The organism is Paenirhizobium cremeum, from assembly GCF_022884085.1.
In the GTDB taxonomy this organism is placed as follows: domain Bacteria; phylum Pseudomonadota; class Alphaproteobacteria; order Rhizobiales; family Rhizobiaceae; genus Allorhizobium; species Allorhizobium cremeum.
Genome location: NZ_JAGGCS010000006.1, coordinates 91,428 through 104,203, shown reverse-complemented (window position 1 = coordinate 104,203; position 12,776 = coordinate 91,428). Strand labels below are relative to the sequence as shown.

The following is a 12,776-nucleotide window of genomic DNA, read 5'->3' as shown; positions in this document are numbered from 1 at the left end:
AATGGCCCGGAGCGCGCTGATCGACCGACGTTTCTTCGTCAAGGCCGCCGGCATTGCCTTCCTGCAATCGCTGACGCCACGCGCGGCCTTTGCGCTGGAGCGAACGGATGCCGTCTTCGCTTCCGGATTTCGGGCTCCGGATGGCCACTACGGCATTGGCCTCGTCAGCGAAGACGGCACCTTCATCGACGAGATCCGGCTGCCGGATCGCATCCATGGTCTCGGCCACAATGCCGAAACGGGCCTGACCGTCGCGTTTGCGCGACGTCCCGGCACCTTCGCCGTCATCTTAGACAGCCTGAGGCGCTCCGAACCCGTCGTCATCTCCGCGCCGGAGAACCGACATTTCTTCGGGCATGGCAGCTTTTCGCCGGATGGCCGCCTGCTTTATGCCAGCGAGAACGATTTCGACGCCAATCGCGGCATGATCGGCGTCTACGATGCCCGCGCCGGTTTCCGCCGCATCGGAGAATTTCCCGCACACGGCATCGGCACCCATGACATGACGGTCAGCGACGACGGCCGGTTTCTCCTCATCGCCAATGGCGGCATCGAAACCCATCCCGATTTCGGCCGCACCAAACTCAATCTCGATCACATGGAGCCGTCGCTGGTCATCGCGGATGCGAAAACCGGCGAACTCATCGAGAAGCATGCAATGCCGGATAGGCTCCGCCAGCTCTCCACCCGCCATCTCGACATTGCGGCGGACGGGCGTATCTGGTTCGCCTGCCAATACGAAGGCCCGCGCAACGACCTGCCGCCGCTCGTCGGCCATTTCGCCCGTGGGGAGGATATCTCCTTCATCGATCTTCCCGAGGAGACGACGACGGGGCTTGGGAATTACGTCGGGGCCATCGCCGTCAACCGCGACAAGGGCCTGGTCGGCCTGACATCGCCCCAGGGCGGCTTTGCGGTAACGCTCGATGCAAAGACCGGCAAGGTGTTATCGCAGGCCAAAGTGGCGGATGCCGCAGGCATCGCCGCCGGCAGGGACGGTTTTGCCGTTTCTTCCTACGACGGCCGTTTCGAGAAAACCCGCAGCCCGGTCGCCTGGGACCAGCATATCGTGCGCATCGCCGGCTGATATCTTGGCGGTGGGAAACACCGCCCTATTTCTTCGACATGCGCAAATTTCTCATCCATTTGGTGTTCATCGTCGTCGTGGTCGGCTTCGGCGTCCTTTCCGGCCTCTTCAACCTGCCGGGCGGCTGGTATCAGTCGCTGGCAAAGCCCTTCTTCAATCCACCATCATGGATCTTCGCGCCGGTCTGGACCGTGCTTTACGTGATGATCGCAATCGCCGGCGCGCGGATCTGGGAACGAGCCCCGGCATCGGCCGCCATGCAGATCTGGTTCGCCCAGATGATCCTCAACTTCACCTGGTCCCCGATCTTCTTCGGCCTGCAGGCGCCGGGGCTGGCGCTGATCGTCATCATCGTGATGTTCCTCGCTATACTCGGCTTCATGAAACAGGCGGAACCGATCGATCGCCCGGCACGCCTTCTGTTCGTCCCCTATGCCCTGTGGGTTGCCTTCGCAACGCTGCTCAATGCGTCGATCTTCCTGATGAACTGATTTTGGATTTCGCCCGGTCTGCGGCTTGCCGAAGCGCATGCGCCATGCCAATTTCGCGGCTGCGAGAGGGGCTGACTCATGAGTGAAATCAACAGCGATGCGGTGAGCGAGCGGATAAGCCAGAGCTTTGCCCGCCAGGGGGCCATGCGCACGCTCGGTGCGGAACTCACCCGCATCAGCCAGGGTGTGGTCGAGATCGAGTTGCCCTTCGACGAGAAACTGACGCAACAGCACGGTATCTTGCATGCTGGCGTGATTTCGGCGGCGCTCGACAGCGCGTGCAACTATGCGGCCTATACGGTGATCGATGCCGAGGCCGCCATGCTGACCATCGAATTCAAGGTGAACCTGATGTCACCGGGACGCGGCGAACGTTTCCTGTTCCGCGGAGAGATCACCAAGCCCGGCTCGACGATCATCGTCGCGGACGGCCGCGGCTACGCGCTCAGCGACGGTCCCGCCAAACTGATAGCCTCGATGACCAGCACGATGATGGTCGTCAGGGGCCGAGAAGGTATTTCCGGATGACATTCGAACTCAAGTCGGTTTCAGGCAAGTCGATCCTCTTCGTCATGGCGGTGGATGCGGAATACGGGCCTTTCCTGCGTTCGCGCATCGATCCGCTGATGACCGGCGTCGGTCCGGTGGAGGCGGCGATCGCGCTGACCCGGACGCTGGCGAAACTGGAGGAGGAGGACGAACGCCCCGATCTTATCGTTTCGCTCGGCTCCGCCGGCTCCAACAAGCTGGAGCAGACCGAGGTCTATCAGGTCTCATCGGTTGCCTACCGCGACATGGACGCCTCCCCGCTCGGTTTCGAGAAAGGCCGCACGCCCTTTCTCGACCTGCCGGCGGAGGTCGAACTGCCGCTGCGTATCCCCGGCATTCCGACGGCGAGCCTATCCACCGGGGCGAACATCGTATCCGGTCCGGCCTACCAATCGATCGGGGCCGACATGGTCGACATGGAGACCTTTGCTGTGCTTCGCGCCTGCCATGCCTTCAACCTGCCGCTGATCGGGCTGAGAGGGATTTCCGACGGTCGCGAGGATCTTAGCCATATCGATGACTGGAAGCAGTATCTGCACGTCGTGGACCGCAAGCTGGCGCTTGCCGTCGACGGCCTGTTCGACGCGCTGGAGGATGGCGTCTTCTGGTTCTGACCCATGGAAAAGAGCGCCGATGCGCCCGAATTGCGGACAATCGGCACAATTCTCCGATTGAAAGAACCGTCGCTTTTCTTTAAAGGCTCGCCATGACCCAGACAGTACATCCCGACAGCGTTCTCATCATCGATTTCGGCAGCCAGGTGACGCAGCTCATCGCCCGGCGCGTCCGCGAAGCGGGCGTCTATTGCGAGATCGTTCCCTTCCAGTCCGCGGAGGAAGGCTTCGCCCGGCTGAAACCCAAGGCGATCATCCTGTCCGGCAGCCCGGCATCGACCCTCGACGAGGGAAGCCCGCGCGCACCGCAGGTGATCTTCGACAGCGGCCTGCCGATCTTCGGCATCTGCTACGGCCAGCAGACGATGTGCATGCAGCTCGGCGGCAAGGTCGAGGGTGGCCATCACCGCGAATTCGGCCGCGCCTTCCTCGAGATCGACAAGGAATGCGCGCTGTTCGAGGGGCTCTGGTCCTCCGGTTCGCGCCATCAGGTATGGATGTCCCACGGCGACCGTGTCACCGCGATCCCGCCGGGCTTCGAGGTGGTCGCCACTTCCTCCAACGCGCCCTTCGCCTTCATTGCCGACGAGAAGCGCAAGTATTATGCCGTGCAGTTCCATCCGGAAGTGGTGCACACGCCGGATGGCGCCAAGCTGATCGGCAATTTCGTGCACAACATCGCCGGAATCAAGGGCGACTGGACGATGTCGGCCTATCGCGCCAAGGCGGTCCAGCAGATCCGCGACCAGGTCGGCGACAAGCGCGTCATCTGCGCCTTGTCAGGTGGCGTCGACTCTTCCGTCGCCGCGCTTTTGATCCACGAGGCCGTCGGCGATCAGCTCACCTGTATTCTCGTCGACCACGGCCTGATGCGCAAGGACGAGGCGGCCAGTGTCGTCGCCATGTTCAAGGAACATTACAACCTGCACCTCATCCACGTCGATGCGGTCGACCGCTTCGTCGGCGAACTGGAAGGTGTCAGCGACCCCGAAACCAAGCGCAAGATCATCGGGCGCCTGTTCATCGAGACCTTCGAGGAGGAAGCCAAGAAGCTCGGCGGCGCGGAATTCCTTGGCCAGGGCACGCTCTATCCCGATGTGATCGAGAGCGTCTCCTTCACCGGCGGTCCGTCGGTGACGATCAAGTCGCACCACAATGTCGGGGGCCTGCCCGAGCGCATGAACATGAAGCTGGTCGAGCCGTTGCGCGAACTGTTCAAGGACGAGGTCCGCGTACTCGGCAAGGAGCTCGGCCTGCCCGATAGCTTCATCGGCCGCCATCCCTTTCCGGGACCGGGGCTTGCCATCCGCTGCCCGGGCGGCGTGACCCGCGAAAAGCTCGACATCCTGCGCGAAGCCGACGCCATCTATCTCGACGAGATCCGTAAGGCCGGCCTCTACGACGCGATCTGGCAGGCCTTCGCCGTGCTGCTGCCGGTCCAGACCGTCGGTGTCATGGGCGATGGCCGAACTTACGAATTCGTCTGCGCGCTGCGGGCCGTGACCTCCGTCGACGGCATGACGGCGGATTTCTATCACTACGACATGGAATTCCTCGGCCGTGCGGCAACCCGCATCATCAACGAGGTCCGCGGCATCAACCGCGTCGTCTACGACGTGACCTCGAAGCCGCCGGGCACCATCGAGTGGGAATGATTTTTGCCCCTCCGGGCGTATCCAGAACTACGCCAGGGCACGATCTAACCTGCCAATAAGGATAGATATTTTCTTCGGCGCCTAGCGATGCCTGTTGATGGGCAAGGGTCGCGACCGTCGGACGGTGACGGGCACCGCCCATATTGGTCGTAGCGAGGCTTGAAAATACCGTCAGGACAGATGAGGCTCCTGACGGTACTTTTTTACGCTAAGCTGCTGACAATATGCAGTCGAGGCTTCCGGCGGCAAGGCAAAAAGCTACCATGATCTGCGGCCGCTATAGCGTAGCGAAGATGGCGAAGTCGAACATGAAGCGGCAGCGGCCGAGATCTCCTTCCCGACATCTTTGGACCGGATGCTACGGTTAAGCAGCGCGAGATGGGCTCGTATGAGCTTCGTTGAGCGCTTCGATCACCGTCTCGGCCAGTTTCGAGGAGGATTGCGGATTCTGGCCGGTCATCAGGTTGCCGTCCGTGACCACGAAGACGCCCCAGTTCGGACCTTGCTCGAAGCGGCCTCCCTTCTTGCGCAGCGTGTCCGCGAGCAGCCAGGGCGCGTTGTCGGCGGTTCCGAACTCGATCTCTTCTTCGTCGCTGAGCGCGGTCATCCGGCGGCCGGCAAAGGGCCATTGCCCATCCGCGTCCGTCGCGGCGAGGAGCGCGGCCGGGCCGTGGCAGACCGCGGCGATGACCTTGGATTGTTTGTCGGCCTCGACGAGAACACGGCCCATATCAGGATCCTTGTAGAGATCCTCGACAGGACCATGTCCACCGGGCACCACGACCGCGTCGTAGATACCGGTGTCGATGTCGGCGAGGACCAGGGGGTGCTCGATCCGCTCCGAATTCTGGGCGAGATAGCTTCGCATCTGTCCCGCGATCTCCTTGCCCACGATCTTGGGGTCGAGGCTTTTCTTGTCCATGGTCGGAACGACACCACCAGGGCTCGCCAGATCGACCTGATAGCCGGCTTTTACAAACGCCTCGTCGAGATCGACGAATTCCTGGGCCCAGATACCCGACTCGTAGATGGAGCCGTCAGCGCGGGTCCATTTGTCCGCGGCGGAAAGAACAATCAGAACTTTGGTCATCACTCATCTCCTACTTGCTGGATGCTTCACGGGATGTGGGGCTCAGGCAAGGGCCACTCGGGGCCCTGCCTGTTCGCATGGCCGGATCAGGCCCGGCCGGCCCGAAGGTCGATCACGAAACGATAGCGGACCGACTTGTCCTTCACGCGGTCCATCGCCTCGTTGATCTGGTCGGGGCGGATCAGCTCGATCTCGGGCTTGATGTTTCGCGCAGCGCAATAGTCGATCGTCTGCTGGGTCTCGGCGAGGCCGCCAATCAGCGAAGAGCCAATGTTCTTGCGGCCGGACACGAGCATTGCGCCGTTGACGTCATCGAGGTTCATCATGTTGCCGATGTTGACGAGCGTGCCGGCGACCCTGAGCACCCCGAGATAGGGGTTGACCGAGTAGCTTTGCGGGATCGTTACCAGCAGAATGTCCAGTTGACCAGCCAGCCGCTGCATCGCCGCCGCGTCGGTCGACAGCACTGCATCGGCCGCGCCGAGGCGCTTGGCCTCCGAGATCTTCGCCGGGGTGGTCGTGAATACGGTCACTTCCGCACCGCGCGACACCGCGAGCTTGACGGCGATATGGCCGAGGCCCCCCAGGCCGACGACTCCAACCTTGGTGCCTGCCTCGATGTCCCAGCGCCGGATTGGCGAGAAGGTGGTAACACCGGCACACAGCAGCGGTGCGAACGCCGCCTGGTCGACCGTCCGGGGCACCTTGAGCACAAACCTCTCGGGGACCACGATCTGCTCAGACCAGCCGCCATAGGTATGGCCGCCGAGCACCGGGTCGGGCGAATTGTAGGTGAAGACCTGCTTCGACGGCGTGAGGCAGTGCTGCTCGAGACCAGCCTTGCAGTTTGCGCACTCGCCGCACGAATTCACCATGCAGCCGACGCCGCAGGTATCGCCCACCTGGAAGCGGGTGACGTTCGCGCCGACCGCACGCACGACGCCGGTCATCTCATGGCCGGGCACGCTCGGCCACTGCGTCGTCATGATGCCGTACCACTCGTCGCGAACCTGGTGGATGTCAGAGTGGCAGATGCCGCAATAATGGACGTCGATGAGCACGTCGTTCGGGCCGACCGCGCGGCGCTTGATCGAAAGCGGACGAACTGGAGACGTCTTGCTCGCCGCACCATAGGCGCGGGTCTCGAAGGGGGCCGTGGGCGTGGGCGCCGGGCTGGGCTGCTGCGCATCCGCAGCGGTCGCGGGAGCGGCGAGGAACGGCGCGACCGCGAGACCGGCTCCGGCCAAGATCAGGTTGCGCCGGCTCCAGTCCGCAACGTCGGGCACATGGGTGGGGTCATTGCAGTTCTGGCACATGGAAAAGCCTTTCTCTTTCCTGGTTGCAGATCGTCGAGCCCCGGCGTGGTGCCCAGGTTGGGGTTTTGTCGGGAAGCTTCTGTTTTCCCGGGCCGCCTCTGGTCCCGTCTGCCTTTGTCCGCAGACTAGACTTGGTGGCCGCTAAGGGAATTGAGGCCGCGCTTATATCGGCCGATACCGCAGGTATGAGCCTCGACCATGCGGGTCAGTCCGGTGGCATCCGGTCGCCGGTCCGCGAAGCCCAATAGGCAGGCGCGTAAGCGCAGTCGCGTGAGCCGAGGCCGGTCGCGGCGGCCTCATCGAACACGGAGAGCGCCCGGGAGGCGAGAGGCAGCGAGACGCCAAGGGCTACCGCCTCGCTGCGCATCATCCGAAGATCCTTGCGCATCGCGTCGATATCGAAGGTCGCGACCACATCGGGGTTTCCCCCCAGCGCAGCCGCCACTGCCGATGCCTTGACCTTCAGCACGTTCGCGCCGCCCGCGGTCTCGGTGAACAGCTGGACCATCCACTCTGGGTCCTTTTCCAGCGGCCTTGCGAGCGCAAAAGCCTCACCGAGGGCCTGCCAAAAAACGAGGAGCGGGAGATTGATCGCCAGCTTGGCGAGTGCGCCGCTACCGACCGGTCCCATATGCTCAATACGACGGCACAACTTTTCAAGTACCGGCCGGGCGCGCGCCAAATCCGCGATATCACCGCCCGCCAGCCCGATCAGTTGTCCCGCCCGCGCCGGACCCGTGGTGCCGCCAACCGGGCACTCGATGAAGGCGCCACCAGAATTTTCGACAGCGCTGGCAAGCGAGCGCTGTACCTCCGGGCGCAGCGTACTCATCTCGATGAACAGCTTGCCATCGGCTCCATGCAAGAGACCGTCGTCCCCATGATAGACGGTGTTCGCGGCAGCCTCGTCGAACAGGCAGGAGAGGACAATGTCGCTCTGTCTGGCGAGTTGTTCCGGACTATCGGCAACCGGCAGCCCGATAGCGGTCGCCTTCTCAGGGGAGCGATTCCAGACGACAACGTCGCTGCCCGTCTCTTGCAGCCGGGCCACGATGGCGGCGCCCATTTTGCCGATGCCGGCTACACCCACACGCATGGCTAAATCCTCCTATATTGGTGGCGAGCGGCCCCTTCCGGGCGCCGGACCAGTCAGATAGATGGTGCGTCGAGGGGTGTTGCCCTGAGCGCAGCGAGATCGGGGTTACTTCCGAAGATGCCCCAGTTCGCCTCGGCGATTTCCTGGATGACGATGTAGACCGGCACTCGCTCGGCGATGCCCAGGTGGCGGCCGATGATCTCGGTAACGCCTGGGATGAGCCGTTTCTTCGCGTCGGCGTCGAGGCCGCCTTCAATGACAAAGATCTGGATGCTGACAACAGGCATCGTCGCCGATGCAGCGCCCATGAAGACGGCGTCGTCGTTACAGGCATTGAAATAGGTCCAGACTGTGCTCTTCACGAAGGGCGACTTAGGCAGCTTTTCGCAATCGAGCGCAAAATCGGTCAGTTCCGCAGCAATCGCCTGGCGGGTGGTCGCGTCAAAGGCGGTGGCCGGGGCATGGACGATAATCTTCGGCATGGTCGCAACTCCCGTGGAAAAGAATGAGGCCGCCGCGTCTCGCGCGCGTGAGCGGCGGCCTCGCTCCGGCCCGGCTCGGTGGAATTTTCCGGGCTGCTCGTCAGGGATCAGATATTCTGACCACCCGACACTTCGATGCGCTGCGCGGTCACCCACCGGTTATCCGGGCCGAGCAGGCTGGCGACCGCCGGACCGATATCGTCGGGGACGCCGACGCGGCCGAGCGCGATCATCGCGGCGAACGCCTCGTTATAGGCCGGCGTGTCGCGGACGGCGCCGCCGAGGAAGTCGGTCTCAATCGCACCCGGCGCGATCGTGTTGGCGGTGATGCCACGAGCACCGAATTCCTTCGCCATGTAGAGGGTCAGGATCTCGACCGCGCCCTTGGCCGCCGAATAGGCCGAAAAGCCGGGGAACGACACGCGGGTCAGACCCGACGAGAAGTTCACGATGCGCCCGCCATCGGCCATCAGCGGAAGCAGCGCCTGAGTGAGGAAGAACACGCCCTTCACATGCACGTTGAACAGATGGTCGAACTGCGCCTCGGTGGTCTCGGTGAAGGCAGCCATCTCGCCGTGACCCGCATTGTTGACCAGATGGTCGAACGTTTCGCGGCCCCACGACTTGAGTGTCTCGCGGACCTTCTCCGCGAAGCCGGCGAATGCCGAAATGTCGGAAACGTCGAGTTGGATCGCGACCGCCCTGCGGCCGAGCGCCTCGATCTCGGAGACGACGGCCTGCGCCTGGTCGGCGCCGTTGCGATAGGTGAAGATCACGTCGCCGCCGTGGCGGGCAATGCTGACGGCGGTGTTGCGGCCAAGGCCGCGATTGGCGCCGGTAACGATCGAAATAGTGGTCATGGAAAGCTCCGTTGGTTGGTGGTGTTGGGGTATGCGCACTATGGTCGACCGATCCGGAGCGGTGTTGCCGGTTCCTCGGCCATTCTTGCCTATTTCTACGATGACGAGGCGTGGCCGGGGTTGAGGACGCGATCGACCATCTCCCCCGCCGAGCCCAGATAATTGGCAGGGTCCGTCAGCGATCGCAGCCGATCGGGCCCCAGCGGTCCGGCGACGTCGGGCATCTTGGCCAGCACCTCATAGAGCGACTTGCCGGTCTCGCTCGCCTCACGGCAGCCGGCGTATACGAGGTCATGCGCCGACTGCCGGCCCGTGATCGGCGCCAAGCCCATCATGACCGCTTCGGCAACGATGAGGCCGCGCGATGCGCCGAGATTGTCCCGCATCCGGTCGGAATGCACCTCAAGTCCCGAGAGAAGGAAACTGGCCTGGGCGAGTGCGCCTGAGGTCAGCGCGAAGCTTTCGGGGACTGCCGCCCATTCGATGTGCCACGGCCCGGTGGCGCGCTCGAAATCGTGCGCCATCGCGTCGAGCATGAGCCCTGCATGTTGGCGAACCATCTTCGCAGCGGCGATGATGAGTTCGCAGGAGATCGGATTGCGCTTCTGCGGCATCGTGCTCGACGCCCCGCGGTGCCGCACGAACGGCTCTGCAACCTCTCCGATCTCGGTGGTCATCATGATGGAGACATCGACGGCGATTTTGGCAAGGCTGCCGGTGATTAAGCCGAGAAGCTGGACGGCTTCCGCCAGCCCGTCGCGCGAGGAATGCCAAGTGATCGCTGGCACGCCGAGGCCAAGCACCTTGGCGAGCTCAGCCTGAACCGACAACCCCCTGTCGCCGAGAGAGGCCAGGGTGCCAGACGCACCTGAAAATTCGACGACGAGGACGCGGGGCTTCAGCTGCATAAGCCGTTCGCGATGGCGCTCGAGCGCCGAGAGCCAGACTGCGGCCTTGTAGCCAAAGGTGATGGGCAACGCATGCTGGAGATGGGTGCGTCCCGCCATCGGAGTGTCGCGATGCTGCGTTGCCAGCCGCCGAAGCGCATCGACCGCATCCTCAAGCACCGCCTCAATGCCCTCGATCCCACTGCGAACCTGCAGGATGGTCGCGGTGTCCATAATGTCCTGGGTCGTTGCGCCCCAATGGAGATATCGCCCGGCCTCGCCCGCGGCCTCGGCAAACTGCTCGACCAGCGGCAGGATCGGATAGCCGACGATCTCGGTATCGCGGCGCAGTCGATCCAGGTCGAAACTGAAGCGCTGCGCGGTCGCCGTGATCCCGTCGGCGGCTTCCCGCGGGATGACGCCGAGGCGAGACTGCGCCCGGGCCAGTGCGACTTCGCACTCGACACAGCGTTGCACGAAACTCCGGAAGTTGAAGACCTCGCGCATACCCGCATCGACCAGGCTCGCGCCGAACAGCGGAGAATCGATGAGCGTGAGTGGATGAATTGGTTCAGTCGGCATGGCCGGCGCTCCGTGCGATTTCTTCCGCGACGGGCTCGCCCAGGTCGCGATGCAGCACGAGCAGGGCTCGGCCGCATGCGCCTTCGCGGAAGAAGGTGATCGTCGCGGCGAGAAGAAGGAAAAGCGCTATACCGCTGGCGACCAGCATGACGACGTTCACCGGCATCGCGGACAGGATCAGCGCCTGGACGAGGAACGCCCCACTCACGCCCATTACTGTCGTCGCGGCAAACAAGGCGACCGCGGCGTTGAGCAGGCCAAGGCCGTGAAGCTGCAAACGCACCCGCGTTTCGGCGAACCCAAGCGCTGCCTGGGTGTCGATATATTGCTGCGAGAGGCGCTCGTCGCGCGCGACCAGCGAGGCCCGGAAGTCGCGCCACTGGGTGATGGCGAGATTGTACCGGACGGTCGCCCCGTTCTGCATGATGGCGCACGCGTTCGTCAGGATCGCGGAACCCGCAACGAACGAGAGCGGAGAGGAAGGATCGTCGAACATTGCCGGCCCCCTCGCGCTACGCGATGCTGACGTATTTGGTGCGCAGGTACGGATCGAGGATCTCGATACCGCCCTCGGTATCGATGCCGCTCTCCTTCCAGCCGCCGAGCGGCGCTTCGGGATAGTGCATGACCATGCCGTTGACGCCGACCACGCCATATTCGAGTGCCGCGGTAAGCCGCCGCTCTCGATGGACGTCATTGGTGACGATGTAGGAGGCGAGCCCGAACTCCAGGCCGTTGGCCCGGGCCAGCATGTCCGCCTCGTCGGTGAATGGCAGGATGGGCACTACCGGGCCGAACGGTTCCTCGTGCAGGATCGCCGCCTCGTCGGGTACGTCAACGAGTACCGTCGGTTCGTAAAAGAAGCCCCGGTCGCCGTGACGTTTGCCGCCGGTCAGCACCGTCGCACCGCCCATGCGGGCGTTCTCGACCAGGCCGCTGATCGCCTCGAGCCGCCGCGCATTTGCGAGGGGTCCCATCTGCGTCTCGGGGTCGGTGCCGTCGCCGAGGCGCAGCGCGCTTGCCAACTCCACGAAGCGCGCGGTGAAGCGCTCGACAATCGGTTCCTCAACGAAGAAGCGGGTGGGGCACAGGCAGATCTGGCCCGCATTCATGAACTTGGCGCGCACGAGCATCTCGGCGGCCCGGTCGGGGTCTGCGTCGGCACAGACGATCACCGGCGCGTGTCCGCCCAGTTCCATCGTGACGGGCTTGATGCGGGAGGCGGCGGCGGCCGCCAGGCGCTTCCCGATGGGGATCGACCCGGTGAAGGTGATCTTGGCAATCTCGGGAGCAGCGATGAGATAGTCGGAGATCTGGCCGGCATCGCCGAAGACGACCGCCAGCGCGCCGGGCGTGACGCCAGCCTCAAGCAGTGCCTTGGCCATCACCAGCACCGAGCCCGGCGTCTCCTGCGAAGGCTTGCAGATGATGCCGCAGCCGGCACCGAGCGCGCCTGCAAACTTCTTGGCGGCGAGCGCCATCGGGAAGTTCCACGGGGTGAAAGCGGCGACGACCCCAATCGGGTGGCTCTGGACCTCGATCCGGCTATCCGGGGTGCGACCCGCCAGGACCCGGTCGGCGATTCGGCGCGCCTGCTCACCACCCCATTCGAGGAAATCGGCCGAGCGTTCGACCTCGATCCGGGCCTCGGCAAGCGGTTTTCCCTGCTCGACAGTCATCGTGAGCGCCGCGGCTTCGCTGTCGCGGCGCAAGATCTCTGCCGCCCGCTTCAGGATGCGGCCGCGCTCCCAAGGCACGACGGCCTGCCAGTCGCGCATGCCGCGGACTGCAATCGCGACAACCTCCTCGAGATCTGTCTCAGAGGCATAGGCGACACGGCAGACCGTCTCACCTGTCGCCGGATTGACGACGGCTTCGCTTTGTCCGGTTGATCCTTCGCAATCCCTGCCGTCGATGAGAAGTTTGAAATCGGCCTTCATGGCGAAACTCCTGGATGGTGCCTGGCCACATGGCCGGACACGAGTTGGTCTAGGCTCGCCGGCAGGTTGGAACTTGCCGGAAGCTGGGAAATTATTGCCTGTTCCTGGGAAACGTGGCCGCCTCACG

13 protein-coding genes are annotated in these 12,776 nt (G+C 63.7%); 5 read left to right on the top strand and 8 right to left on the bottom strand.

What is annotated here, in order from left to right; translation table 11 throughout:
• Position 1: 1 nt before the first annotated feature.
• The 5 genes from J5N58_RS12750 to guaA all read left to right on the top strand — a co-directional run bounded on the left by J5N58_RS12750 (position 2) and on the right by guaA (position 4,396).
• Entirely contained in the window at positions 2 to 1,087 is a 1,086-nt protein-coding gene (locus tag J5N58_RS12750) for a DUF1513 domain-containing protein (RefSeq protein WP_244711044.1), read from the top strand.
• Between the two features lie 38 nt (positions 1,088 to 1,125).
• Positions 1,126 to 1,578, top strand: coding sequence for a TspO/MBR family protein (locus tag J5N58_RS12745; protein ID WP_113443830.1), 453 nt, complete (start codon positions 1,126 to 1,128; stop codon positions 1,576 to 1,578).
• A 78-nt stretch (positions 1,579 to 1,656) separates the two neighbouring features.
• The gene (locus tag J5N58_RS12740) at positions 1,657 to 2,106 is read left to right on the top strand and encodes a PaaI family thioesterase (RefSeq protein ID WP_112827625.1); all 450 of its coding nucleotides are present in this window, start codon (positions 1,657 to 1,659) and stop codon (positions 2,104 to 2,106) included.
• Positions 2,103 to 2,741, top strand: coding sequence for a 5'-methylthioadenosine/S-adenosylhomocysteine nucleosidase (locus tag J5N58_RS12735; RefSeq protein ID WP_113447003.1), 639 nt, complete (start codon positions 2,103 to 2,105; stop codon positions 2,739 to 2,741). Before J5N58_RS12740 ends, J5N58_RS12735 begins: the two co-directional genes overlap by 4 nt.
• 92 nt (positions 2,742 to 2,833) lie before the next feature.
• Positions 2,834 to 4,396 (top strand): glutamine-hydrolyzing GMP synthase, encoded by a 1,563-nt coding sequence (gene guaA / locus J5N58_RS12730; RefSeq protein ID WP_244711042.1) that lies wholly within the window; start codon positions 2,834 to 2,836, stop codon positions 4,394 to 4,396.
• A 364-nt stretch (positions 4,397 to 4,760) separates the two neighbouring features.
• On the opposite strand, the gene J5N58_RS12725 is transcribed toward guaA, so the two are convergent.
• From J5N58_RS12725 to J5N58_RS12690, 8 genes are all read right to left on the bottom strand, one after another.
• On the bottom strand, positions 4,761 to 5,486 hold the full coding sequence (locus J5N58_RS12725; protein WP_244711040.1) for a type 1 glutamine amidotransferase domain-containing protein: 726 nt from the start codon (positions 5,484 to 5,486) through the stop codon (positions 4,761 to 4,763).
• Positions 5,487 to 5,572: 86 nt separating this feature from the next.
• Positions 5,573 to 6,802 (bottom strand): NAD(P)-dependent alcohol dehydrogenase, encoded by a 1,230-nt coding sequence (locus J5N58_RS12720; protein ID WP_244711038.1) that lies wholly within the window; start codon positions 6,800 to 6,802, stop codon positions 5,573 to 5,575.
• A 205-nt stretch (positions 6,803 to 7,007) separates the two neighbouring features.
• The gene (locus J5N58_RS12715) at positions 7,008 to 7,898 is read right to left on the bottom strand and encodes an NAD(P)-dependent oxidoreductase (RefSeq protein WP_113443834.1); all 891 of its coding nucleotides are present in this window, start codon (positions 7,896 to 7,898) and stop codon (positions 7,008 to 7,010) included.
• A 53-nt stretch (positions 7,899 to 7,951) separates the two neighbouring features.
• Positions 7,952 to 8,380, bottom strand: coding sequence for a tautomerase family protein (locus J5N58_RS12710; protein ID WP_113338449.1), 429 nt, complete (start codon positions 8,378 to 8,380; stop codon positions 7,952 to 7,954).
• A gap of 107 nt (positions 8,381 to 8,487) precedes the next feature.
• Complete coding sequence (locus J5N58_RS12705) at positions 8,488 to 9,240, bottom strand: SDR family NAD(P)-dependent oxidoreductase (protein WP_113444009.1); 753 nt, start codon at positions 9,238 to 9,240, stop codon at positions 8,488 to 8,490.
• A gap of 95 nt (positions 9,241 to 9,335) precedes the next feature.
• Entirely contained in the window at positions 9,336 to 10,709 is a 1,374-nt protein-coding gene (locus J5N58_RS12700) for a class-II fumarase/aspartase family protein (RefSeq protein ID WP_113444008.1), read from the bottom strand.
• Positions 10,699 to 11,205: a hypothetical protein gene (locus J5N58_RS12695; protein ID WP_113444007.1), complete on the bottom strand. Its 507-nt coding sequence runs from the start codon at positions 11,203 to 11,205 to the stop codon at positions 10,699 to 10,701. Before J5N58_RS12695 ends, J5N58_RS12700 begins: the two co-directional genes overlap by 11 nt.
• Before the next feature lie 16 nt (positions 11,206 to 11,221).
• The gene (locus tag J5N58_RS12690; protein WP_113338452.1) at positions 11,222 to 12,649 is read right to left on the bottom strand and encodes an NAD-dependent succinate-semialdehyde dehydrogenase; all 1,428 of its coding nucleotides are present in this window, start codon (positions 12,647 to 12,649) and stop codon (positions 11,222 to 11,224) included.
• Positions 12,650 to 12,776: the final 127 nt, after the last annotated feature.

Bases quoted from the DNA above. Each gene is read 5' to 3' on its own strand.
- J5N58_RS12750 (WP_244711044.1), top strand. From the start codon at position 2: ATGGCCCGGAGCGCGCTGATCGACCGACGTTTCTTCGTCAAGGCCGCC.
- J5N58_RS12745 (WP_113443830.1), top strand. From the start codon at position 1,126: ATGCGCAAATTTCTCATCCATTTGGTGTTCATCGTCGTCGTGGTCGGC.
- J5N58_RS12740 (WP_112827625.1), top strand. From the start codon at position 1,657: ATGAGTGAAATCAACAGCGATGCGGTGAGCGAGCGGATAAGCCAGAGC.
- J5N58_RS12735 (WP_113447003.1), top strand. From the start codon at position 2,103: ATGACATTCGAACTCAAGTCGGTTTCAGGCAAGTCGATCCTCTTCGTC.
- guaA (WP_244711042.1), top strand. From the start codon at position 2,834: ATGACCCAGACAGTACATCCCGACAGCGTTCTCATCATCGATTTCGGC.
- J5N58_RS12725 (WP_244711040.1), bottom strand. From the start codon at position 5,486: ATGACCAAAGTTCTGATTGTTCTTTCCGCCGCGGACAAATGGACCCGC.
- J5N58_RS12720 (WP_244711038.1), bottom strand. From the start codon at position 6,802: ATGTGCCAGAACTGCAATGACCCCACCCATGTGCCCGACGTTGCGGAC.
- J5N58_RS12715 (WP_113443834.1), bottom strand. From the start codon at position 7,898: ATGCGTGTGGGTGTAGCCGGCATCGGCAAAATGGGCGCCGCCATCGTG.
- J5N58_RS12710 (WP_113338449.1), bottom strand. From the start codon at position 8,380: ATGCCGAAGATTATCGTCCATGCCCCGGCCACCGCCTTTGACGCGACC.
- J5N58_RS12705 (WP_113444009.1), bottom strand. From the start codon at position 9,240: ATGACCACTATTTCGATCGTTACCGGCGCCAATCGCGGCCTTGGCCGC.
- J5N58_RS12700 (WP_113444008.1), bottom strand. From the start codon at position 10,709: ATGCCGACTGAACCAATTCATCCACTCACGCTCATCGATTCTCCGCTG.
- J5N58_RS12695 (WP_113444007.1), bottom strand. From the start codon at position 11,205: ATGTTCGACGATCCTTCCTCTCCGCTCTCGTTCGTTGCGGGTTCCGCG.
- J5N58_RS12690 (WP_113338452.1), bottom strand. From the start codon at position 12,649: ATGAAGGCCGATTTCAAACTTCTCATCGACGGCAGGGATTGCGAAGGA.